The sequence below is a fragment of the Bradyrhizobium sp. UFLA05-153 genome (assembly GCF_054185185.1).
On record NZ_JBBIAM010000137.1, the window covers coordinates 1 to 23153 of the forward strand.

Below are 23153 nucleotides of genomic sequence, written 5' to 3' on the forward strand. Positions count from 1 at the left end.
CCTCCCTTCGGTCCGGCCCCATCGGCGCAGTCTCACCCTGATTGTCGCTGAGTTCTCACCTTGATCGCCGCCGCCCAGAAGGCGCCCGGTCCCATCAGAGATCAATGCGCCTAACCAAGAAGTGGCGCCTGATCGTGGAGCTAATCGGGGAGGCTCCCATGAAGGTGGTCAAAGTCATTGGCATCGAGAATTACCACTAAGAGGAGAGATCGAGATGGCACACAGGGTAGCCGCCGAAGTATTTCCTCCCGGGGAATTTTTGGCAGACGAGCTCGAGGCACGAGGGTGGACGCAAACGGAGTTCGCCGAAATTCTCGGAAGGCCCCAGAAGCTCGTAAATGACATCATTCTGGCAAAGCGCAGCGTGACGCCCGAAACGGCGGCGGATCTCGCTGCTGCGCTGGGAACGTCCCCACAGTTTTGGATGAACCTGGAAACGGCGTGGCAACTTTCAAACGTGCCTCCACGCGACGACACGATTGCTCGGGCTGCGAAGCTCCGCGAGCGCTTTCCAGTTCGGGAAATGTGCAAGCGAGGCTGGATCCGGCCTGGTTCGGCTATTGATCTGGAGCAAAATGTGCTGGGTTTCTTTGGGATCAACTCTGTTGATGATCCTATCGTGTTTCAGCACGCGGCTCGTCGCAACTACGGGCGAGAAGTGACTGCGCATCAATGGGCGTGGATCTTTCGGGTTAATCAACTGGCTTCTGCGCTACAGGCGCCACCTTTCTCGGGTGCGACCCTGAGGACCAAGATTCCCGAACTAGAAAAACTCATGGTCGAACCAGAGGAAATTCGGCACGTTCCGCGCATCCTGCTTGAGTGCGGGGTACGATTTGTCATTGTGGAGCCCATCCCCGGTTCTGAAATTCAGGGCGTTTGCTTTTGGATCAACCAGAACAGGTCGCCCGTCATCGGTCTTACGCTCAAAGGCGATCAGGGAAGGATACCCTCATCATCGAGGACTTCGAGGAGGGTGGTGAGTTCGAGGACGAAAGCGAAAAGGTCGCCAACCGCAGTGCGGCAAACCACTGTGTTCCTTTTAGCGCAATGAACGACTTTATCTTGCGGCACAATCCAATGTTTTCCGAGAAAAACATGCTCGGTTTTGCGCAGATTGTTCGGCGGCACCCGGGGATCGTGGCAGGGCAGATACAGCGACGTACTAAAAGGTGGGACCTGTTCAAAAAGCACCAGCCGCGAATTAGGCACATCATCACTCAGACTGCGATGACTGATGGTTATGGAGTTAACCCATGACTTACGTAAAGCAGATGCGGCGTATTGTTGACGAGTATCGGTTGGAAGGCCTGTCCTGGCCGACCTCTGAAGAACATCGCTGATTGGGCGATCTCCACGGGGCGATGGGAGTTACCGGCCGCGGCCATTCGAAGGCGGTGCGCTGATGACATCGCATCGGCCATGCGCGAGGAATACATGACGGACCGCAAGGGGCGCCGTGTTCGGTTGTTGCACCCCGCACCTCTCGAGACCGAGGGGCAGACGGAGATGATCTGGGACGACATCCGAACCGCTCCGCGCGACCACCTGCTGATGTCCTTCCAGCATCGTCGACGCGGCATCGTCGGGGATTGTCGGCAGATGAAAACTGATGTTGACAGCTACAACGATGCACATCCTGAGGCGGAACCGATCCAGATCGTTTTGGACTTCACGATGGATTTGGCCGAATTGGAAGCCGCGGAGGACGCGGCGTAACCCATTAACGCTCCGTGACTGAAGGACGGGATTGCAATGCGGAATTACCGTCCCGACCTTGAAATCAAAAAACTCATCGACGAAGCCAATGCGTCGTTCGTGCGCACATCCGTGAAAGCAATCCAACGAATTCACCAAAGACGATTGCGAGAAAAGCAAGGTCGCTAGTGGCGCAGTGGTATCAGGCCGCGGCCGATGGGCGTGCACTGCCCGTCTTACCATTCGATCTCCACCGCCGGACGACGGGCCTCATGTTTGGCCAACGCCCGCAACGAGTTCAGACCGAATGACGGTTGCGGTGTTCAATGAAGCATCTAAGGGAAGGTCCCCAAATGCGAGCTGACAAAGAAGATAGTTGGCACCCGCCTCTTCCAGATGATTAAGGAGAGTTTGTCGTACCGAATCGGCCGTGCCGACAACGCACAACTCACTCTCGATTGCTGCATCGAAGGTCAAGGGCAGGTTTGATGGAGTCGGTATGTCGTTGCGATCATAAAGGAACTTGAAGCTGTCGAGCCATCGATCATAAGCAGGCTCTGCGAGTGAATAAGCGTCTGCTTGGGAATTGCCAGCCACGACCATCCGAAGCAAGCCAAGAAACGGAGACTGACCATTCGCGTCAGAGCGTTGCTCTCGATGCGAGCGGTATGCGTCAGTTACCTTTCGAACGGATGATGAAGGTCCAACGCTGGCGATGTTCGCGCCGATCTCAGCGGCCCAGCTAGCCGAGTCTGGGCGATTTACGGCGATCCATGTCGGCGGGTGTGGCCGCTGATGAGGTGTTAGCATCAATGGAACGTTGTCCAACTGGAAATGGCCGCCATCGTAGGAGAGGGGGCCACCTCGCATGGCTTTAACAAGAATTTCGCTGGCTTCCGCATAACGTGCTGGTGCCGCATCTGCACTGACCCCGAAATATCCCAATTCAACCGGCAGGGAGCCGCGTCCGATCCCAAGCTCAAGCCGGCCGCCGCTCAAGTGGTCCAGCATACAGGCCTCTTCGAATGCCCGTAGCGGATGATGAAGGCTAAGCAGCATGACCATCGGGCCGATGCGAAGATGGGTTGTGCGTTGTGCGACGCTAGACAAGAACAGGTTCGGTGAGGGGCTTCTGCCATGTGGAGTGCAGTGGTGCTCAGCTAGATGATAAGCATAGAACCCCAGGCGATCGCATGCCTCGGCGAGCAGAAGGCGATCGTCATATTGTTTGGCGAGATCACGACCATCCGCGTCCAGGTGATCGAAGATGCCGAGCGCCAGTGTTGAGGAAAAGGTATTGTTCACTTGATCACCTCGAGAATTGCAGCGGGAGAGCTATCGGCTTGGCTTCAGAGTGACGATTCCGAAATGTCACTGACGGCTGAGAGAAGCGTATCCATTTGCCGTTCCGTGCCGATTGTAATGCGAACGAAATTCTCGAGACCGTTTTCGGGGAAGAAGGCAACAAGCACGTTCTGCCTCTGCAACGCGGCTTGCCACCAGGTGCCATCCTGTCCTTCAGGCACGCGGGCGAGCACGAAATTGGCTTGGGAGGGCAGTATAGTGAACCCAAGTTTTGATAGCTCAATTGTCGTTCGCTCCCTTTCAAGAACGATCCGTCGATGGTTGTCCTCGAATGAGGCTCGATGTGCAATGATGCTCGCGCCGACCGCATGACCAATTACATTCATGTTGAAGAGGTTCTGCATGGTACGAAGCCTGCCAACGAGCTCGGGGTGACCGAAGCCGAAGCCGATGCGAAGGCCAGCGGTGGCATAACTTTTCGAGAAAGTCCTCAGCAGCAGAACATTTGAATAGCGGTTAACGAGCCGTAGTCCGTTATCAGGCGCAAAGTCGACATACGCTTCGTCAAGGACGATCAGTCGATCCGATTGCGCTACGAGCCTTTCGATATCGGCGATCGGAACGAATGTTCCTGTCGGGTTGTTGGGATTGGCTAGCACGATGAACTTGGCGTCTCTGGCTGGACCGAAAAGCAGTTGGTGCGTCGGTAGGGAATGGGCCTTACCCCACCCGACCTCCAGAAATTGAGCTTCGTGCAACATGGCGAGCTTGCGGTTGAACGAAAACCCCGGCGATACCATCGCTACGGTGTCACCTGGAGCGAGGAACGCTTTGTAGATGAGACCGAGAAGTTCAGACGATCCGTTCCCAGCAATCACCTGATCGGCAGAGAGGCCGTAGGCACAGGCAGCCGCTTCTCTCAAGCCAGCGTTGTCATCTTCCGGATACAAATAATGCTGCTCAAGGGCCGCAATCGCGCTTTGCCTGACGATTTCCGGTAATGGGAATGGATTCTCGTTCATGTTGAGTTTGGTGCAATCTGCGTCAAGCACTGCGGGCGCGGGCGGCGGAACGTCTAGCTGTTTTGCCACGTGTGAAAGGGACGAGAGTGCGCTTAGCAGCCTTGCGTCTGACATGTGGTCGCTCCGTCGAAAAGCATGGGTTTTGAGCATGGTGATTGTCCGATTTGAGTGACACTCTGGTGCTTGGCTCACGTGCTTGCGCACCAACAGGCCGACTTGCCTCTTCACAGTCTGGCCCGGGGCTTCATCCGTATTTAGATGGAGATCCTAACAGTTGCATGAAGTGTACAACAAAACTGCAACTTGTGTAGATCTGATCGTGTTTTGCGAGGGCTATCCAGTCGGATTAATGCGCTTCTGCGTATCAAGCGGAGGAAAATGCGCTGCTTGGATTGCTGTTCAACCCCAGCGAAGGCTCATGACGGGACTGGAGTACCACATCGATTTGTCGATGCAGGCTGGCGGCGGTGAATTCAGACAGAACAGTGTCTGCTGGTCGGCAACGGCGGACCTCAAGCATGTCCGCCCCATGGGGGCCGTGATAGCGTGGCTGCTCTCCCGCGGACACACACAGATGCTCCCGGGCACTTCCTCCAAAGTGATCGAGGCGGGTGGCGGACTGGCGCGACGCAAACAACTGCGTTTGAGACATTCACAATCCTCGTTCGAACGTCATCGAAGGCCCCGATGCCCCACCAATTCTGGTAGTGTACAACTTGACCTTACGTTCGTTTCAAGGGGTTTCGATAGTCTTCGGACAATGTGTCTCACTCGCTACAACGTGATTCGACCGCGGTAAGGGTGGACGAAACCGCCAAGCCACAAATAATCTGGTCAAAGAAAAAGTGATCCACTCATCGCAGTTGCGCGAACGCACTAGCTCAGAGTCGTATTGGATCTTCATTCATCGCTCAAGAGACGCCACCGACATGCAGCCGCAGTCGAATTGCCCAAGATTGGCATTGTTGTTGCACCTGCAATGCAGCCGACGCAGGGCTGGTGACTCCAGTGCGGCGACATGCCACGACCAGGGCGGAATGCGACGGAAGAGAACTTGTCATGAAGGATTTGAACGACAACAAAGTCGTACGAGACACGGAAACTCTACTTTGTCACCTCGGTCGTGCGCCGGCAGAACATGCTGGGATGGTGAATGTACCGATCTATCGTGGCTCTACCATTGTTTCGGAAACCTTGGAGGATTGGGATGCCCGGAACAAAGACCATCCTAGCTACGGTCGCTTTGGCACGCCCCTGTCTCGCGCGCTTGAGGCCGCCGTATGCAAACTAGAAGGCGGATTTCGGTCGATTCTCTTTCCATCCGGGCAATCTGCTTGCACTCACTCGCTGCTTGCTTGTTTGAAGGCGGGGGATGATGTTCTGATCAGCGACGGCGTTTACGCGCCTGTTAGAGCCTTCGCGGACGACGTTCTTGCATCGCTGCGGATCAAAGTACGGTATTTCTGTCCGACGGAGCCGTCAGAACTGGCAGCGAAGATCAACGCGAATACACGGGCCATCTATCTGGAATCGCCGTCGTCCATGACCTTCGAGGTTCAAGATGTGCCGGCACTCGCAGCGATTGCACATCAATCGGACGCGCTTGTGATCATGGACAATACGTGGGCAACACCTCTGTATTTCAGGCCATTTGATCATGGGGTCGACATTTCAATCCAGGCTGCGACGAAGTACATCGTTGGCCATTCCGATGCGTTCCTTGGCGTTGCCACCGCGAATGAAGCGGCGTGGCCCGCGCTGAAGTCAACTGCGCAGCATTTCGGCGAAATTGGCGGACCAGATGACATCTATCTGGGACTGCGGGGATTGCGTACTCTAGGTTTGCGCATGAATCGGCATTGGGAAAATGGCCTCATTCTCGCGCAAAGCCTGCAGACGCATCCAGCTGTCGATAGAGTGTTGCACCCCGCCCTTCCCAACGATCCCGGCCATACCATTTGGAAGAGGGATTTTCTGGGCGCCAGTGGACTCTTTGGGATTATTCTAAAACCAATGTCGCGGCCGCAACTTTCGGTTCTCTTCAGCAGCCTGCGCCTCTTTGGAATTGGTCTATCCTGGGGCGGGTACGAGAGTCTCGCGTTGCTCGTCGAGCCACCAAAGCGAACGGAAGCCGCGCTTCCGTTAGCAGGACCGCTGATTCGCATCCACGCGGGCCTGGAGAGTTCCAACGAGTTGATCGCGGACTTGCACAATGCATTGAACGTCGCCTGCGACATTGCAGTCGATAGCATCGCGTGCCCGGAAGTGATCGAAGTCGACAGTCGATGCCAACTAGTCAGTTAGCCCTGGTGACCACGGCGCTGACGCTTGTTCAGCCCGGTACGTGCAACGCGCGCGACACGTTTTCCTTGGCTCATCGCCAGAGGTTGGTCCTGGCAAGATCAATGACTTCGTCGCTCCGGCCATTCATGATCGCCTTGAGCATGTAGAGAGAAAAACCCTTGGCCATCTCCATCGTCACGGAAGGCGGCACGGCGAGCTCGGTCCGATTGACAACGGCATCGATTAAAGCTGGTCCGTCATGCGCGAGCGCTGCGGCGATGCCGTCCTCTACCTCTGAGGGATGTTCAAGGCGCACCCCATACACGCCAGCGGCTCTGGCAATTTCGGCAAAGTCTGGATTGTGCAGCTTGGTCCCGAAGTCAAGAAATCCAGTCGACTTTTGTTCGAGCTCGATGAAGCCTAGCGCACCGTTATTGAAGACGACGATTTTCACCGGCAAGTTAAGTTGTGCCAGGCTCAGAAAATCGCCCATCAACATCGTAAAACCGCCGTCGCCCGAGAGAGAAATCACCTGTCGGTGGGGATACGTGGCCTGTGCCCCGATTGCCTGCGCCATCGCGTTGGCCATTGAACCGTGCCAAAATGAGCCGAGGAGCCGTCGTTGACCGTTCATCGCCAAATAGCGAGCGGCCCAGACGGTCGGCAGGCCGACGTCGCAGGAAAAAATAGCATTGTCGGCCGCCTGGTCGCTGATTGCTTTTGCGATCTGTTGGGGATGGATGAGCTGGCTACCTGGCCTGATCTCGGCTAGTCCGTCCAGCTGTTTGCGGGTCCGAGCATAGTGCTGTTGCGCTTTCTTGAGACGCTCATCATTCGGCTTGGAATCAAGACGCGGCAGCAAGTCCGTCAAGGTTGCGCTGATATCGCCGACCATTGGCAGGTCTACGGCCGCCCGGCGACCTAGATGTTCCGGACGTATATCAACCTGCGCAATCCGTACGCCGCTACCCTGAGGATAGAATTGGCGATAGGGAAAGTCTGTTCCAAGCATAAGAAGAACGTCGCAATCGGCCATGGCGTAGTAGCCCGAAGAAAGACCGATCAGCCCGGTCATGCCGACGTTGTAAGGATTGTCCCATTCCACGTGCTCCTTGCCGCGCAAGGCATGCACGATCGGTGACTTCAGCCGCTCGCCAAGCGCCAGCAGTTGTTCATGGGCACCGGCACAGCCGGAGCCGCAAAGGACGGTCACTCGCTGAGCTCTGTTCAACATTGCAGCTAGGCCATCGAGTTCGGCGGTCGTCGGCAGGACCACCGGCTGTGGAGGCCGCAAACTAGCGGGCTTGGGCCGTGGCGCGTCGATCGCAGGACGAAGCGCGACGTCACCAGGAATGACAACAACGGAAACGCCGCGCTTTCCTACAGCCTCGCGGATGGCTGCCTCAAGGATGCGTGGCATCTGATTGGCCCCAGAAACCAGCTCACAATAGTGGCTACATTCTTTAAAGAGGATCTCCGGGTGGCTTTCCTGGAAATACGAGGCACCGATCTCTGCCGAAGGAATATGTGCGGCGATCGCGAGCACCGGCACGCGCGAGCGATGACAATCAAACAGGCCGTTGATGAGATGTAGATTGCCCGGCCCGCAGCTTCCGGCACAGACCGCGAGCTCGCCCGTCAGATGTGCCTCGGCACCGGCCGCGAAAGCAGCCACTTCCTCGTGCCGGACGTGAATCCATTCGATGCGTCCCTGTCGGCGGATCGCATCGGTGAGGCCATTCAGACTATCTCCGACGATTCCATAGATGCGCCTAACCCCCACCTCAGCAAGAGTGTTGGCGAACTGATATGCGACAGTCTGTGCCATGACGCATGTCTCGTCCGGGGCTTAGCGAAGCGCGAACGCCTCGCAGACGTATCTACGTCGCGGCGCGATATGGCGGAAATGAATTGTTCGACTGCGGTTCAGTCGCTGCCGGAATGATCACCTCCGCGCGTGCCAGCCACCAGATCGAGCCAGGCCCTCGCGGCATGCGACAGATAAGCGCCGCGGCGCCAAATCATTGCAATGTGCCAGTCCGTATCGGCTTCTTCGAGGGGCACCCGGGCTATCGAAAGATGCTTGCGTTGCTCGGCGATCATTCGTGGCAGAAAGGCGACCCCCATGCCGGTCGCAGCAAGCTCGACGATAAAATCAATCTGGCTGCTACGCGCGACGACCCGCGGCTCGAAACCGTGCCGTTGACAGGCGTCCAAAATCACGCGGTTCAATGCAAATCCAGTTTCGAAGAGAATGAGCGGCAACTCTCGCAATGCCGGAAGATCGAGGGATCGGCACCGTGAAAGCTTGTGGTTAACCGGTAGCAAAACAGTGAGCGGCTCGCGTTTGACGTCCTGCCATTCAAAGCCTTCCGATACGGGGAGAAGCGAGGCCGCAAGCTCGATCTCGCCTGATAGCAAAACCTCCTCGAGCCGCTCGCTTCCGTACTCCACGAGCCGGATATCGACGCCTGGATAGCGTTCGCGGTAGATCGCAAATAGCTTTGCGAACAGCGTGCCGCTACCCACCGGTGGAAGGCCGAGCTTGAGAATGCCGCATTTTAGACCGCGCAAATCGCCGAGCTCGGAAATCAGATCGTCCCGTTCCATCAATATCCTGATCGCACGGCGGTAAACAATTTCGCCGGCCGCAGTAAGCTTGCTGCGGTGGCCGATCCGATCAAGCAGCGGCACGCCAATCTCGTCCTCAAGCTGCCTGACCGCCTTGCTGACGGTCGACTGGGTCGCGAATACGACTTTTCCGGCCTTGGAAAACCCGCCTTGCCGTACGACCTCCACGAAAGTGCGTAGTGTCCGAAGCTCCATGTGAATTCCAAAACTGAATAGACTCTAGTCAATCAATTCATTCGAGAGGGACCCGTAAGCCCGCGCCAGGCCCGTGCACCGGTCGGTCCGCGACGGCACGGCTCCGCCAGATTGAAAAACTGTGTTCTTGTTCTTGCTCGCTGAGAGCGGTTTTCCGTTCTGAACGAGTTGTCTTACATATCGTTCATGCTTTTGCGGTTTGCGGAGAAGCCGTGAGCCGCTCAACAAGACTGCAGGCGGTCCGCTAGTAGCAGCATTCTGTTTGAATGCAATCGGGAAACCAGAGCGCGCCTGGTGACTTAACTTCCGCGGATCGTCTCTCTGCGCATCGTCTCTTTCTAAAGACAATCAATGGACGGGTCAGATCGAACAATCGGCACGCAGTTGTGGCCGTGCTGGAAAGGCCAGTACGTCCCCTGACTCGATTGATAGATCGAGCAAATTCCGCTGTATACCGCCTTGTGTTTCAGGGCCGAAATGCATTGCATGCCTTAGCGCGTCAGGTGCTCGATAACTGCTCAATCTTCGGCTCGTCCATCAAGAGCAGGGCGATTCGCGGCGAGCAAAATCAAAATGTCCGCGAGGTGCTGAAAAAAAACGAGGCTGCGCGATGAATGATCGCGCAATCTCCGCTCATAAATATCGTGGACGATTGATGGGGATGCACTGCGCTAGGGGATGTACCACTCCGCCATGTAGATTGAGCCGCAAAATCCCGTCGATATTGCCTTTGCATGCCTTCATCGCGCCAGTGCGCATTCATGTTGCATCGAGCGACAAATCGACCTGCGCATGGTCGCGCGCCGCAGGTCGGTCTTCTTTCTGCCCTAACGCAGACAAACGCCCTTGCAAGGAGCCGAGCCGCCGGTGTTATTTTTGACAGGAGAGACGGTGCAAGTGTTGAAGGTACGAGGTGGTGTCTTTGATCCGGAAGACCTTTCCACCTTAGGAAGGATCTTTGATGAGGCGGTGGCAGCGCTACCGGCAAGTATGCGAACTCCCATCAATCGAACGGAGATCGCTAAGCTTGTGCTTGGACGTACAGCCGCCGGTGAGGACGAATTGATCCTCCTAAAGAAGCTGATGATGGCCATTGCGTCTGCCGTTTAGTCGAGCAGAGGTTCAATTCTTCTTTGGATAGATTCATGACGGGGTCATTCGACGTCAGCGCCGCAGTGTGGTTGCTTGCATTTTGCATGTCATTGTCTGCCTGCTGAGGCGCTCCCCGGAAGGCGAAGTTCGATATTGCGATCGAAAAGTTGGCGACAAGCTCTGCGGACCGCCAAAACCCCTTGAACCTCACGTGACGTTAGGTTGTAGGTTTGTGAACTGAGCAACATGACCAGACCTACAGTACTCAGGCGTCGTTGGCGACGCATCGGCGAACTTGCGGAGGCGACCGGCGTGACGGTGCGCACGCTACGTCATTATGAGCATACGGGATTGCTCGCCGCCTCGCAGCGCACGGGTGGTGGTCACCGGATTTACGACTGTGAAAGTGTCAGGAGGGTTTATCACATTCTGGCGCTTCGCGAGCTCGGGTTCTCTCTTCATGAGATACGGAAAGCGATGGAGGGAAGAACTTCGCTTCCTGACCTGTTGAGCGAGCAACTGGAACGAGCGGAGATTCAGGTCGCGCGCGCAACCAAGTTGCGCGATCGGTTGCGCAACATCACCAAGAATACGGAATCGGATGTCAGCGTGGACGAACTACCGGCCCGCCTTGATGCAATGTCGCGAGAGGGCTGCGGTCAGGCGCGCCGGCGGGCACGCGCTCCCGATGATGCGGATCGATAGTAGGGGTGGCAGGAAGAACGATTGAATTGCGCGGACGAACGGTCAGACAGCGCGACGTTCCGATGCGAGCATCAATAGCCGCGACCAAGGTGGGAAAGCGGGAGCGAGTCTTGCCGCAAAAGCAACCAACGTCAGGGGCCTCAAATGGCATTCATTCGCATGAGTTCAGTTGCCGGTGCAGCGGTCCTGGCTTCCGTGTTGGTCTCGGTCGCGTCCGCTGACGATGTTTACGTTGCAGTGGCCGGACCTATGACGGGAAGCAATGCTGCGATTGGTGCTCAGATGCGTTTCGGCGCTAGTACGGCCGTGGATGACTTGAACTCCTCCGGGTTGCTTCCCGAACTCAAGATCAAATTGACTGTTGCCGACGACGCCTGCGATCCGAAGCAGGCCGTCGCAGTAGCCAATCGGCTGGCGGCTGACCAGGTCAGGCTGGTCGTTGGCCACTATTGTTCCTCTTCCTCAATTCCCGCCTCCGACGTTTATGCTGAAGCGGGAATCATTCAGATTTCGCCCGGATCAACCAATCCGCAGCTGACCGAGCGAGGTCTCAGGACGATTTTTCGGATCTGCGGCCGTGACGACCAGCAAGGCGTGGTAGCCGCCGACTATATCCTCCGGCACTATTCCAAGAGCAAGATCGCCATCCTCGATGACAAGAGCACCGCTGGCAAGGGCATAGCAGATATCGTTGCGTCTCGTCTTCAGGACGCGGGACTGCAGAATATCATGCGGCAAAGCTACATGGCCGGCGAAAAGGATTACACGGCGCTGGTATCAAGGATGAAGAGGGAACGAATCGAAATCGCCTATATAGGTGGTGGCTACTACGCGGAGATTGGCTTGATTGTACGGCAAGCCGCCGACGCACAAGCTCGTCTCACTGTCATGGCTAACGATCCGCTGATGACCGGCGAATTCTGGGCGATTGCGAGCGATGCCGCAAACGGCACGCTTTTCACATTCATGCCAGACGCGACCAAAAACGCGGCGGCCGTCGACGTCGTAGCCAGATTGAAAGCGTCAAAGCAGTCTGCGGAAGGCTACACACTTTACGCCTATGCTGCCGTGCAAGCGTGGGCTCAAGCGGTGAAGCGTGCTGGCTCCTTCAACGCTCTGCGCGTGGCGAAAGCACTTCGCTCGCAAGACGTTGAGACCGTGGTTGGCCAAGTTCGGTTCGATGCTAAAGGCGACAATGCGTCTCCCGGCTTCGTAGTTAATCGTTGGCGTGACAACACAATCGAGATTGTCGAGTAGCTCCGATATCAAGTGACCGAACCAACAACCGGCATATCAACAAGCTCGCCATCTGATCTGATCAATCGTTCGCCCAATAGCGTGTTGCGAATGGGCGATGACGCAATCCTAGAATGGCAAACGAAGTCAGCCAAAAGACACGACGCGATCAACCGGCGGCCGGGTGCATTGAGGGGAATAGGAATGAATGGCCAAGCTGGCGTCAGCAAAGCCACGGCGCGTTGTCTTAACAAGAGAGTCACTGTCATCAACCAACTATTCTTGCGCGTGAGAGCGGCTTACGAACCGCGGTTGTCATTCCGAAACATCTACAGCTGTGTCTCTAGCTAGAAGGGTGGTTTGCAAGAGGCCCTCGGCATGTTTTCTGCGCGCGGAGGAACCAAGCGGGCTGCCTCCTGCAGCAAAACCTCGCGCATCCAGATACTTGCTGGATCAGTATTGTGAAGGGAGGGCCACTGGACGGCCTCGGTAAAGCCTGGAAGCGGTAGCGGAAGTGTCGTGATCCGCAGCGGCATCATCTTTGCGAAATACTTCACAAGCGTGAGGGGCATCGTCGCTATTCGGTTGGTGCCAAGTAGCATGGGAGGGATCAAGCTAAAGCTCTGCACAACGACCTCAACGCGTCTCTTGAGGCCGTGCTCTTGCATATACCATTCGTCTATGGCGGGTACGCGAGAGCGCCCGAACTTGACCGCAACATGGCCCATTGACATGTACTTATCGAATGTGAGTGGCCGCGATAGCTGTTTGTTCGAGCGGCATCCGACGCACACAAGCGTCTCGTCAAAAAGGGTCGCTTTGGGATGCGCGTCCGACATGTATAATTCGGGCACGATAAGAAAGTCGATTTCGCCGCGTTGGAGAGGGTGATCGAACGGGTCCGCGTGAGGCATCAATTCGAATCTGACGCCGGGCGCATCTCGCGCAACACGCTCCACGACATTTCGGAACCACACGATCGTAGCAAAGTCCGACAGGCAGATCCTGAAGCGCCGGTCGGAGTCACTCGGCTTGAATGTATCCCTGGACGTAATGGAGAATTGGATATGAAGCAGAGCCTCGCGCGTTGGGGCGGCGAGAGCTTCCGCACGTGGAGTTGGAATAAGTTCGCGGCCCTTCATCGTAAAGAGCTCGTCTTTGAAATACGCGCGCAGGCGTCCAACTGCCGCGCTCATGGCCGGCTGGCTCAAGTTGATGCTGCGAGCTGCCGCCGTGAGGTTTCGCTCGGTCATCAGAGCATCGAGCGCGACGAGCAGATTCAGATCCAGTCCTCGAAAACGCATAGTCACCTATCCGCAGTGTAGATGTTTATCATCCAAACAATCGATTTTACCAGTTAGCACAGCGCCGGTTAGGAAATCTCCAGTTCCTGACCATTCGCGTACGTTTCGGAGAAGCAGAGCGTGGCACCGCAGATCGCAAACATTGGTGATGGCGCTTCGTCCGCGGCTGCGCGCAACACCTTTGCAGGACGTCCGTCATGGCATTGTCACATCCGAAAACAGGGCATCGATTCCAGTCTTAACCGCTCGTGCGAGCGATCGCCGATCACACGCGCGGCGAGCCCTCATGCTCGTTCCAAGAAAGCAAATGAGCAGCACCAAAGTCGTCGCGTTCATCAAGGTCAGTGCCAGATATTGGACGAGGCAAATGAAGCCGCGGCTAACATCGTCGTGTTCCGCTTTCCAACCGCGCGATCAGCATATTGTCTGTGCGGCGAGAGGAGCGTGACGTCGTGTGCAGCGGAGTTGCGGCTTCTTCGCCCGTGCCAGCGAGTTTCTACAATAGCGTCGTCTCACATGGCAACTGCACGTCGCTCAACAATGCCGTCAGGAGCGCGGTTTAAACCAACGTATAGTCTCTACATACCCTTCAATGGGGGGCGTCTACCTCGATATGATTGGGTAAATGCCTGGTCCTTCGATAGCGTGAGTGCTGCACAGAGCCGTCGCGGAGAATGGGCGTTCGGGGGCAATGAACGAAAACTAGGATGCAAGATAGTAGACAGGGCACGACCTGTAACACAGCCGATTGCGACCAGCCCGGACACGACGGCGACGGTTAGCTACGGCCCCCACGAGATCCGGAATATCCAAAAAGACTTGCTCCCCGTGCGGTCGAACTTAAACGCCGTCAACAAGTCAACATCATACCCATTCGCTGGCGACACCATCGAACGAGCACCGCCACGCTGTTCGTTGCTCGCCTGATGCGTGCCTCAGGAACGCAGCAAGAAGCAGGAGAGTCTTTCATGCGCCCTCAACTCCAATGGAGGACGTGCTGGGAAAATGACTTACAACTTGCCGACCACGTCGCAATCTCTGAGTTCTTTCGAAAAGCTTACGGTCCGACCGGGGCGTTCAACGCACAGCCCTTTGAAGGCAATCGAAGCTGGGCCGGCGCTAGACCTGAGCTCCGTGTCATTGGCTACGATGATCACGGCGTGGCGGCTCATATCGGCGCGCTGCGGCGGTTCATCAAGGTCGGCGAAATCGATCTGTTGGTGGCTGAACTTGGACTGTACGCGGTACGCCCGGATCTCGAGGGACTCGGAATCTCTCATTCCATGCGCGTGATGTATCCCGTGCTGAAGCAGCTTGGCGTTCCCTTCGGGTTCGGCACGGTTCGACAAGAACTCGAAAATCATATCTTTAGGCTACTCGGCCTCCCCGGCTTGGCGACAATCGTCCCGGGCATTCGCGTGCGGTCCACGCTTCCCGATATCTATACCAACTTGCCGCCAACTCGCGTCGATGACGCGCTGCTCGTCGTTTTCCCTATAGCGCGGTCGATGAGCGAGTGGCCCACCGGTACAATCATCGAGCGTAATGGGCCAGAACTGTGAAAGCCGCAAGTTGCTCCTTCGAAGCGCACAGCAAACGCGCCAGGAATACCGTCCGCCACAACGTCTATTTGACGTTTGACGACGGGCCTAATCCATTTTGCACGCCGGACATTCTCGATGTGCTGGCGGAATACCACGCGCCGGCGACGTTCTGCGTTCTTGGCACGTACGCTGCGAATGAGCCGAAGCTAATCCGCCGAATGGTTGCGGAGGGGCATGAGGTCGCAAACCACACGATGACACATCCGGATCTGTCAAAATGCGAACCAGACGAAGTGCAGTATGAAATACTGACGGCGAGTAGGGCCATCATGGGCGTGTGTCCTCAGGCTGCGGTGCGACACCTGCGTGCACCGTATGGCATTTGGACCGAAGAGGTGCTGGCCAAGTCAGCGAAGGCCGGACTGGCGGCCCTCCACTGGTCGGTGGACCCGCGCGACTGGTCCCAACCTGGCGTCGATGCGATCGTTGGCGCAGTGCTAACATCTGTCCGCCCAGGTGCGATTGTGCTCCTGCACGATGGATGCCCGCCCGATGAGCTGGGGCGGGGCATTCATTCAGGTCTGCGCAACCAGACGCTGAAGGCACTCTCCCAACTTATTCCAGCCCTGCGTGATCGCGGTTTCGCGATCTGCCCGCTTCCCCAACTTCACTGAACAAATCGGCGTCTCATGAACCTGCTTGCCACAACCAGCACTGTCGTCGTCTCGTCTTATGCGTTGCTTTCCGCGGTCTACAAGACCGTGCAGGCGTTCCATGCCTCGCCGACACCAGTGTCTTCGGTGCCGTCAGATGCAGTCCACCCCGAATCTATGCCGAGTGTGGATGTGATCGTACCATGCTTCAACGAGGACCCGGGTACGCTGTCGGCCTGCTTAGAATCCATTGCAAGCCAAGACTACGTCGGGCAGCTGCGCGTCTATGTGGTTGATGATGGCTCTGGAAATCGGGAGGACGTGGCACCCGTCCACCATGCCTATGCCTACGATCCGAGGTTCAACTTTATTCTCCTGCGGACGAACGTTGGAAAACGTAAAGCACAGATTGCCGCGATCCGGCGCTCATCCGGAGATTTGGTGCTCAACGTCGATTCGGACACGATACTTGCAAGCGATGTGGTCAGGAAGCTTGCACTGAGAATGCAGGATACTGGTATCGGTGCTGCCATGGGGCAGCTGACAGCGAGCAACCGCAGCGACACTTGGCTAACCGGGCTGATCGACATGGAGTACTGGTTGGCGTGCAACGAAGAGCGCGCAGCTCAAGCTCGTTTCGGTGCGGTCATGTGCTGCTGCGGACCATGTGCCATGTACCGACGATCCGCCCTCGATTTGCTACTGGATCAGTACGAGGCGCAGTTCTTTCGAGGAAAGCCGAGCGACTTCGGCGAGGATCGCCATCTCACGATTCTCATGCTGAAGGCCGGATTTCGAACCGAGTACGTTCCGGATGCCTACGCCGCAACTGTCGTTCCAGATAAGTTAGGGCCGTACTTGCGCCAACAGCTCCGCTGGGCCAGGAGCACTTTCCGAGACACGCTGCTTGGGCTGCGCCTTTTGCCCGGTCTCGATCGATACCTGACGTTAGATGTTATCGGGCAAAACATCGGCCCGCTTCTTCTGGCTCTTTCGGTTGTAACAGGCATCGCGCAGCTCGCACTCACGGCAACAGTGCCGTGGTGGACATGTTTGATGATCGCATCGATGACCATGGTACGATGCGGCGTAGCAGCCTTGCGCGCTCGTCAGCTGCGATTTTTAGCGTTTTCTCTGCACACGCCCATCAATATCTTTCTGCTACTTCCGGTCAAAGCATATGCGTTGTGTACGCTAAGCAACAGCGATTGGCTCTCACGCAAATCAGTCAAGGCCCTCGGGTCTGGCGGAGACCACGCGCTTAAGGCGATCCAGGAGCCCAAACCAGACCCCACCCGACCTTCGGGACTCGCTGTGCCAGTTCGCAAGTGGGATGGTTCGCGCCGTCCGTCTAGCGGTGACACGACTGCACTTGCAGCGGCGAGTGATGCGGACTGAGGAGTGGACAGCTCATGAACCTGGAAGATGGTTACCAATCGTTAGAGCGAGAATTGGCTGCCGATGATCCTTGGCGGCTGGACGGCAATCCGTTCGAGCGAGAGCGTCACACGCAAATGCTCCGGCTTTCGCTTTCAAATGGCTTCATCACAAATGCGCTCGAGGTCGGGTGCGCGGCCGGCGCATTCACGGAAAAGCTGGCGCCACACTGCGAACGACTGACTGTCGTCGACGTCGTGCCGCGAGCGATCGGCCGGGCGAGCCAACGGACGAAGCGATGGTCGCACATCACATGGATAGTCTCTGACATTCAACGGTTCTCGAGAACAGACCAGTTCGATTTGATCGTGGTGGCGGAAGTGCTCTACTACCTCCGCGATGTTGCCGAGATGCGGACGGCGATCGGCAATTTGGTGCGAATGCTTGCGCCCGATGGTCATCTGGTTTTCGGATCAGCGCGTGATGCCACCTGCCGTGGCTGGGGACACGCCGCAGGTGCCGAGACGATCATCGCAATGTTGAACGAAACATTGGTCGAGGTTGAACGAGTGCAATGTCGAGGCGAGTCGGCCAACGAAGACTGCTTGCTCGCTTGTTTTCGGAATTCGATCGGGTCTTCCGTTTCATTCAAAAACCGACCTTAGCATTGAGGCACCATGCGCATCTGTGGCATCAAGTTGACGCACGACGGGTCCATCGCTCTTGTAGAGGATGGACGTCTGGTCTTTTGCATCGAGCATGAAAAACGCGACAACAATCGGCGGTACTCAGCCATCGAGAATCTCGACACGGTTGTTCTCACATTGGCGGAATACGGCCTTCATCCCCGCGATATTGACCAGTTCGTCATCGACGGCTGGGACGGGGAAATCGAATCACAATTCCAGGTCCTGAGTGGATCGGAGCTTCTCGCTCTCAAAGGTGCGCCGTATGTTGAACGCCCCGAAGGAATCCTCTCTTCACATGAGGGGAGCGGCCTTGTGCTCGACGGCAATAGCTTCTCCTATAAGAGCTATGCACACGTCACGGGCCATATTGCCTCTGCATACTGCACGAGCCCGTTTGCGAAAGCAGGAGAGCCCGCTTTCTGCCTCGTGTGGGACGGCTGCATCTTTCCGCGACTCTATTATGTAAAACCCGGTGGCGCCCGCTTCCTCGAATGCCTGTTCCCGATGATAGGGCATGCCTATGCCGTCGCGGGCCATCACTTCGGACCCTACCGGCAGGCGAGCCGGACCAACTGGGACCTTGGCGTTGCGGGCAAACTGATGGCCTATATCGGTTTGGGGACGCCCGATGAAGACGTTGTGACAGTGTTTAGGGAGATCTACGAGAAGCACTTTGCGGCGGACACAGAGCCTGCCCGGCGCTACCGCGCGAATATAAATGACGCCGAGGCGTCACTTGCCGCGACGCACGACTTCTTCGACGAAAGCGTACTTCGATTTGAGGCCAAGCGCCCCGAAGATATACTTGCATCATTTCATGTGTTTCTTGAGCGTCTGCTCGTGCGGGAGATGGGCCTTGCTTTGCTGCGGCATTCGAACGTTTCCGGACCGCGCAATCTTTGCATAGCCGGCGGTTGTGGTCTTAACATCAAATGGAACAGTGCGTTACGTGAAACCGGCCTGTTCGATGCTGTATGGGTACCGCCGTTTCCGAATGACAGTGGCTCGGCTATCGGGGCCGCTTGCTCGGCGTTGGTCGCGGACAAGGGTTTCGTGCCGCTGGAGTGGTCGGTCTATAGTGGCCCGGCCCTCGCAGCTGGCGATGCATCAGCAGAGTGGGAAGCCGCGCCCTGCAGCATAAGTGAGCTTGCCGCTCTCCTTGCAAGTAATAAACCCGTCGTGTTCCTTGCTGGTCGCGCCGAACTCGGACCGCGTGCCTTGGGTGGCAGAAGCATTCTTGCCGCCGCGACATCGCCTGGAATGAAGGACTATCTCAACGACATCAAATTTCGCGAACACTTCCGTCCGGTTGCGCCGATATGTTTGGAGGACCGAGCGGCGGACATTTTCGATCCTGGGTCGCCTGACCCTTACATGCTCTTCGATCATCAGACGCGGCCAGAGTGGCGAGAGAGAATCCCAGCCGTTGTGCATCTTGACGGATCTGCACGATTGCAGACGATTAGCAGAACATCCCAGCATAAGGTTGCTGAACTGCTCATTGAATATGAGAAACTCACGGGCCTTCCGCTGCTCTGCAATACTAGCGCCAACCATCATGGTCGAGGCTTCTTCCCCGACGTTGCAGCTGCCTGCAAATGGGGACGCATCGAACACATCTGGTGCGACGGCTTGCTCTGGACCAAAACGCTCGAAGCCGAGGTTCCGTCGTCCGAACTGCTTTTGACAAGCTGAGATGAACGCATGCCGGGCGTAGCGATCGACTTTGCCGCCGTAAACAAATCATATCGTGGCAAACCCGTTGTCAACGGGCTGACGTTCACTGTTGCGGCGGGAGAGTGCTTCGGGCTGCTTGGACCGAATGGCGCGGGCAAAAGCACCATCGTGCGTATGATACTCGGCATGGCGCCTCCGGACTCCGGCCAGATTAGGGTGCTCGGTAAGCAAGTGCCGACATCCGCACGCTTGGCGCGCGCAGGCGTGGGCGTGGTCCCGCAGTTCGACAACCTTGAGAACGAGTTCACGGTACGCGAGAACTTGCTGGTGTTCGGGCGCTATTTCGGCATGAGCGCACGTGAAATAGAGGCGGTCATTCCATCACTGCTCGAATTTGCCCGCCTTGAAAGCAAGGCGGATGCGCGTGTTGCGGAGCTATCCGGCGGCATGAAGCGCCGGCTGGTTCTGGCACGAGCGCTGATCAACGACCCGCATCTACTCGTTATGGACGAACCAACGACCGGTCTTGATCCACACGCGCGCCACCTGATCTGGGAACGGCTGCGTTCGCTACTTGCGCGCGGCAAGACGATCCTGCTGACGACCCATTTTATGGAAGAGGCCGAGCGGCTGTGCGACAGGCTCTGCGTGCTTGAAGAAGGACGCAAGATCGCCGAAGGCGAGCCGCAGGCGCTGATCATCGAGCAGATTGGCTGCAATGTCATGGAGATCTATGGCGGCAATCCGCTCGAATCGATTGAGCTGATCAGGCCTTACGCACAGCGTATTGAGCTAAGCGGCGAGACCATCTTTTGCTATTCACCGGATCTGGAGCAGGTCCGTAAGCAGCTGCGGGGGGCTGCGGGTTTACGCCTTTTGGAGCGTCCGCCGAATCTCGAAGATGTGTTCTTGCGGCTGACCGGACGCGAGATAGAGATATGATGAGACTGACTTATGGCGCGGCCATGCCCGCCAACGCATTTAACTGGGTCGCGGTATGGCGTCGCAACTATTTGGCCTGGAGGAAGGTTGCGCTTGCCTCGCTACTTGGCAATCTCGCCGATCCGATGACGAATCTGCTTGGTCTTGGCTTTGGGCTCGGACTAATCGTCGGTCGCGTCAACGGGACGTCCTATATCGATTTTCTGGTGGGGGGCATGGTTGCGACCAGCGCGATGACTTCCGCGAGCTTCGAAACGATTTACGCAACATTCGCCCGCATGCACACTCAACGGACCTGGGAGGCAATGCTGTGCACACAGCTTACACTTGGCGATATTCTGCTCGGTGAAGTGGCATGGGCAGCCAGCAAAGCCGTGCTGGCGGGTACAGGAATTACGATCGTTGCTGCGGGCCTGGGTTATGCGGCATGGCCATCCATGCTCTATGCGCTGCCCGCAATCGCTCTCACTGGGTTCGTCTTCGCGAGCTTGGCGATGGTCGTCGTATCACTAGCGCCAAGCTACGACTATTTCGTATTTTACCAGACGCTCATCCTTACACCCATGGTGTTCCTCTGCGGGGCAGTGTTTCCGATCGACCAGTTGCCTGCCGCCTTCCAGTTCGCAGCCAGCCTGTTACCTCTGAAGCATTCGATTGAACTCATTCGCCCGGCGATGCTTGGCCGGCCGGTCGGCGGCGTCGGGGTTCATATTGGCGCACTCTGCATTTATGCGGTCGTGCCGTTCTTGTTGTCGGTTGCACTGCTTCTGCGGCGCCTCATGCGCTGAGAGGCCGCAGTGGTAAAGTTGACGAAGCCGCGCGCCATGGTGTGGAGCTACGTGAACATCGCAAAGGTCACTTGGGCTGATGACGTTGTGCTTCTGCATACAGCGACGAGCGACCGTGAGGCGGGTAATCCAAATCGAGTATTCTCACAATAAACGGAGAGTAAGATGCTGTGTCTCGGAGTGAGCGGCGGATTAGACAAGGTGTTTGAATGCCGACCTGAGCTTCCAAGCACATTTCTTCACGATGGCGCTGCTGTGCTCGTACGCGACGGTCGTGTGATAGCAGCCGTCGAAGAAGAGCGACTCAATCGGGTCAAGCATTCTAACAAGTTTCCAAGCCAATCGATCCAGTACTGCCTCGACGTTGCGGGTGTTCAACTGAGCGAAGTCGATCGCATTGCGTTCTATGCGACCGAAGCTTACTGCAACGCCATGCTCGAGCGCCTCTTTGTTTCGCAGCCGTCCAACGCTATTCCGATGGATGCCAGGCTCTTGCTGCGGGCTATGCTGGCGCAGGAGTTCAGTACCGAAGTTGATCCGTCGCGCGTCTCATTCGTCAGTCACCACCAAGCGCACGCGGTAAGTGCGTTTGCAATGTCCGGATTTGAGGAGAGTCTGGTCCTTGCAATCGATGGCGGTGGTGAATTTCTTTCCGGTCTCGTGGCCATCGGGTCTGGAACCGAAGTTAGGCAACTCGAGAGCTTCCCGGAGAGCAACTCCTTGGGATTGTTTTATCTCGAGACGATCCGGTATCTCGGATATGGCTTGTTCGACGAATACAAGGTCATGGGTCTTGCTCCCTACGGAGATCCTGCCCCATATCGCAAGCTCTTCGAGCAGTTCTATGAACTCACCAACAATGGCGGCTACCGTGTCCACCTGGATCGCATAGGACCGACGTTGCTCCGCAACATCCAAGTGCGTCGAAAGGGAATGCCATTCACGCAGCAGCATCGAGATGTGAGTGCTTCATTGCAGGAAGCGCTGGAGCGAATAGTGTTTCACATGCTTCGACATTATCGAGAAGCGACCGGCATGAAGCGCCTGTGCTTGGCTGGAGGAGTGGCCCACAACTGCACCATGAACGGTAAGTTGCTGTATTCAGAGCTGTTCGAAGAAATATTTGTGCAGCCCGCGGCACACGACGCTGGTTGCGCATTAGGTGCTGCACTCATGATGTCTTGCGAGGCAGGTCAGCCCGCGCCGCGAGAGCGGCTCCAGGAGGTCTATTGGGGGCCCGATCTCGGAACGGACCGCGCCTTGGAGCAGGAGCTGAATGCATGGGCCGGACATCTGGAGATTGAACACAGCGATGATGTGGCGGGCAGAGCCGCCGACTGGATAGCAAACGGAGCTGTTATCGGCTGGGTGCAGGGTCGGTCGGAGTTCGGACCACGTGCGCTCGGTAACCGAAGCATTCTTGCCGACCCTCGACCTGCAGCGAACAAGGATCGCATAAACGCGATGGTCAAGAAGCGCGAGGGCTATCGACCGTTCGCGCCCTCTGTTTTGGAAGAAGATGCACGCGAATATTTCGACCTCCCGGCCGGGAAGGGAGAGTTTCCCTTCATGAATTTCGTGGTTGGCGTGCAGGAGTCCAAGCGCGGCTTGCTCGGCGCTATTACGCATGTTGATGGTACGGCGCGGTTGCAAACAGTGTCGCGCAAGTCAAATCCGACCTACTGGGACCTTATCGACGAGTTCAAAAAGCGGACGGGTATCGCAGTTCTGCTCAATACGTCCTTTAACAACAATGCCGAACCGATTGTGGATTCGGTTGCAGACGCCGTCGCAACATTCCTGACGACCGAGCTCGATGCTCTTGTCGTTGGCCCGTTCCTTGTCAAAAAGCGCTCCGTTACGCTGGACGATTGGACTTCGCTCGCTGTCTCATTGCCGCCTTATGCGTCCCTCCATCGGGTCCGGGCACACACAGCACGAGATCGGCAGGAGACGGTGTGCGAGATCCGCGCGGCGTTCTCAGGCGATGATGGTGTCCGGATTTCAGATGA

At 56.8% G+C, this 23153-nt stretch carries 19 protein-coding genes; 14 read left to right on the forward strand and 5 right to left on the reverse strand.

Features of this window, described 5'->3' with window-relative positions; all coding sequences use genetic code 11:
• Nucleotides 1-214: 214 nt before the first annotated feature.
• Both Q2941_RS43680 and Q2941_RS43685 read left to right on the forward strand, forming a co-directional pair.
• The gene (locus tag Q2941_RS43680; RefSeq protein ID WP_458196400.1) at nt 215-1054 is read left to right on the forward strand and encodes a HigA family addiction module antitoxin; all 840 of its coding nucleotides are present in this window, start codon (nt 215-217) and stop codon (nt 1052-1054) included.
• Nucleotides 1055-1437: 383 nt separating this feature from the next.
• Nucleotides 1438-1719 (forward strand): hypothetical protein, encoded by a 282-nt coding sequence (locus tag Q2941_RS43685; protein ID WP_458196401.1) that lies wholly within the window; start codon nt 1438-1440, stop codon nt 1717-1719.
• A 249-nt stretch (nt 1720-1968) separates the two neighbouring features.
• Here Q2941_RS43685 and Q2941_RS43690 read toward each other — a convergent pair whose 3' ends face one another.
• Both Q2941_RS43690 and Q2941_RS43695 read right to left on the reverse strand, forming a co-directional pair.
• Nucleotides 1969-3003, reverse strand: coding sequence for an LLM class flavin-dependent oxidoreductase (locus Q2941_RS43690; RefSeq protein ID WP_458196402.1), 1035 nt, complete (start codon nt 3001-3003; stop codon nt 1969-1971).
• 44 nt (nt 3004-3047) lie between these two features.
• Nucleotides 3048-4139, reverse strand: a complete 1092-nt coding sequence (locus tag Q2941_RS43695; protein WP_458196403.1) for a pyridoxal phosphate-dependent aminotransferase — start codon at nt 4137-4139, stop codon at nt 3048-3050.
• 945 nt (nt 4140-5084) lie between these two features.
• Here Q2941_RS43695 and metC point away from each other — a divergent pair.
• Nucleotides 5085-6329: a cystathionine beta-lyase gene (gene metC / locus Q2941_RS43700; RefSeq protein WP_458196404.1), complete on the forward strand. Its 1245-nt coding sequence runs from the start codon at nt 5085-5087 to the stop codon at nt 6327-6329.
• A 70-nt stretch (nt 6330-6399) separates the two neighbouring features.
• Here metC and poxB read toward each other — a convergent pair whose 3' ends face one another.
• Nucleotides 6400-8136, reverse strand: a complete 1737-nt coding sequence (gene poxB / locus Q2941_RS43705; protein ID WP_458196405.1) for a ubiquinone-dependent pyruvate dehydrogenase — start codon at nt 8134-8136, stop codon at nt 6400-6402.
• Between the two features lie 98 nt (nt 8137-8234).
• A complete protein-coding gene (locus tag Q2941_RS43710) occupies nt 8235-9134 on the reverse strand; it encodes a LysR family transcriptional regulator (protein WP_458196406.1) in 900 nt (299 codons plus the stop codon).
• A gap of 891 nt (nt 9135-10025) precedes the next feature.
• On the opposite strand from Q2941_RS43710, the gene Q2941_RS43715 reads away from it, so the two are divergent.
• From Q2941_RS43715 to Q2941_RS43725, 3 genes are all read left to right on the forward strand, one after another.
• Entirely contained in the window at nt 10026-10244 is a 219-nt protein-coding gene (locus tag Q2941_RS43715) for a hypothetical protein (RefSeq protein WP_458196407.1), read from the forward strand.
• A 228-nt stretch (nt 10245-10472) separates the two neighbouring features.
• Nucleotides 10473-10931: a MerR family transcriptional regulator gene (locus tag Q2941_RS43720; protein WP_458196408.1), complete on the forward strand. Its 459-nt coding sequence runs from the start codon at nt 10473-10475 to the stop codon at nt 10929-10931.
• Between the two features lie 144 nt (nt 10932-11075).
• Nucleotides 11076-12188 (forward strand): branched-chain amino acid ABC transporter substrate-binding protein, encoded by a 1113-nt coding sequence (locus Q2941_RS43725; protein ID WP_458196409.1) that lies wholly within the window; start codon nt 11076-11078, stop codon nt 12186-12188.
• A gap of 326 nt (nt 12189-12514) precedes the next feature.
• Here Q2941_RS43725 and Q2941_RS43730 read toward each other — a convergent pair whose 3' ends face one another.
• Nucleotides 12515-13471, reverse strand: a complete 957-nt coding sequence (locus tag Q2941_RS43730) for a LysR family transcriptional regulator (RefSeq protein WP_458196410.1) — start codon at nt 13469-13471, stop codon at nt 12515-12517.
• Between the two features lie 968 nt (nt 13472-14439).
• Between Q2941_RS43730 and Q2941_RS43735 the strand changes: the two genes are divergently transcribed.
• The 8 genes from Q2941_RS43735 to Q2941_RS43770 form a co-directional block, all read left to right on the forward strand.
• Nucleotides 14440-15033, forward strand: a complete 594-nt coding sequence (locus tag Q2941_RS43735; RefSeq protein ID WP_458196411.1) for a NodA family N-acyltransferase — start codon at nt 14440-14442, stop codon at nt 15031-15033.
• Complete coding sequence (nodB, locus tag Q2941_RS43740; RefSeq protein ID WP_458196412.1) at nt 15030-15689, forward strand: chitooligosaccharide deacetylase NodB; 660 nt, start codon at nt 15030-15032, stop codon at nt 15687-15689. Before Q2941_RS43735 ends, nodB begins: the two co-directional genes overlap by 4 nt.
• A 15-nt stretch (nt 15690-15704) precedes the next feature.
• Nucleotides 15705-17066, forward strand: coding sequence for a chitooligosaccharide synthase NodC (gene nodC, locus Q2941_RS43745; protein ID WP_458196413.1), 1362 nt, complete (start codon nt 15705-15707; stop codon nt 17064-17066).
• Nucleotides 17067-17080: 14 nt separating this feature from the next.
• Nucleotides 17081-17710: a nodulation methyltransferase NodS gene (gene nodS / locus Q2941_RS43750; protein ID WP_458196414.1), complete on the forward strand. Its 630-nt coding sequence runs from the start codon at nt 17081-17083 to the stop codon at nt 17708-17710.
• 12 nt (nt 17711-17722) lie between these two features.
• A complete protein-coding gene (gene nodU, locus Q2941_RS43755; RefSeq protein WP_458196415.1) occupies nt 17723-19429 on the forward strand; it encodes a nodulation protein NodU in 1707 nt (568 codons plus the stop codon).
• 9 nt (nt 19430-19438) lie between these two features.
• The gene (gene nodI, locus Q2941_RS43760) at nt 19439-20353 is read left to right on the forward strand and encodes a nodulation factor ABC transporter ATP-binding protein NodI (protein WP_458196416.1); all 915 of its coding nucleotides are present in this window, start codon (nt 19439-19441) and stop codon (nt 20351-20353) included.
• Nucleotides 20353-21141 (forward strand): ABC transporter permease, encoded by a 789-nt coding sequence (locus Q2941_RS43765; protein WP_458196418.1) that lies wholly within the window; start codon nt 20353-20355, stop codon nt 21139-21141. Before nodI ends, Q2941_RS43765 begins: the two co-directional genes overlap by 1 nt.
• Before the next feature lie 165 nt (nt 21142-21306).
• On the forward strand, nt 21307-23153 hold a 1847-nt coding region (locus Q2941_RS43770; protein WP_458196417.1), incomplete at its 3' end, for a carbamoyltransferase family protein.

Coding starts and splice junctions, on each gene's coding strand:
- Q2941_RS43720 (WP_458196408.1), top strand. CDS start 10,473: ATGACCAGACCTACAGTACTCAGGCGTCGTTGGCGACGCATCGGCGAA.
- Q2941_RS43725 (WP_458196409.1), top strand. CDS start 11,076: ATGGCATTCATTCGCATGAGTTCAGTTGCCGGTGCAGCGGTCCTGGCT.
- Q2941_RS43680 (WP_458196400.1), top strand. CDS start 215: ATGGCACACAGGGTAGCCGCCGAAGTATTTCCTCCCGGGGAATTTTTG.
- metC (WP_458196404.1), top strand. CDS start 5,085: ATGAAGGATTTGAACGACAACAAAGTCGTACGAGACACGGAAACTCTA.
- Q2941_RS43685 (WP_458196401.1), top strand. CDS start 1,438: ATGACGGACCGCAAGGGGCGCCGTGTTCGGTTGTTGCACCCCGCACCT.
- Q2941_RS43735 (WP_458196411.1), top strand. CDS start 14,440: ATGCGCCCTCAACTCCAATGGAGGACGTGCTGGGAAAATGACTTACAA.
- poxB (WP_458196405.1), bottom strand. CDS start 8,136: ATGGCACAGACTGTCGCATATCAGTTCGCCAACACTCTTGCTGAGGTG.
- Q2941_RS43695 (WP_458196403.1), bottom strand. CDS start 4,139: ATGTCAGACGCAAGGCTGCTAAGCGCACTCTCGTCCCTTTCACACGTG.
- nodS (WP_458196414.1), top strand. CDS start 17,081: ATGAACCTGGAAGATGGTTACCAATCGTTAGAGCGAGAATTGGCTGCC.
- Q2941_RS43765 (WP_458196418.1), top strand. CDS start 20,353: ATGAGACTGACTTATGGCGCGGCCATGCCCGCCAACGCATTTAACTGG.
- Q2941_RS43730 (WP_458196410.1), bottom strand. CDS start 13,471: ATGCGTTTTCGAGGACTGGATCTGAATCTGCTCGTCGCGCTCGATGCT.
- Q2941_RS43710 (WP_458196406.1), bottom strand. CDS start 9,134: ATGGAGCTTCGGACACTACGCACTTTCGTGGAGGTCGTACGGCAAGGC.
- nodC (WP_458196413.1), top strand. CDS start 15,705: ATGAACCTGCTTGCCACAACCAGCACTGTCGTCGTCTCGTCTTATGCG.
- nodI (WP_458196416.1), top strand. CDS start 19,439: ATGCCGGGCGTAGCGATCGACTTTGCCGCCGTAAACAAATCATATCGT.
- nodU (WP_458196415.1), top strand. CDS start 17,723: ATGCGCATCTGTGGCATCAAGTTGACGCACGACGGGTCCATCGCTCTT.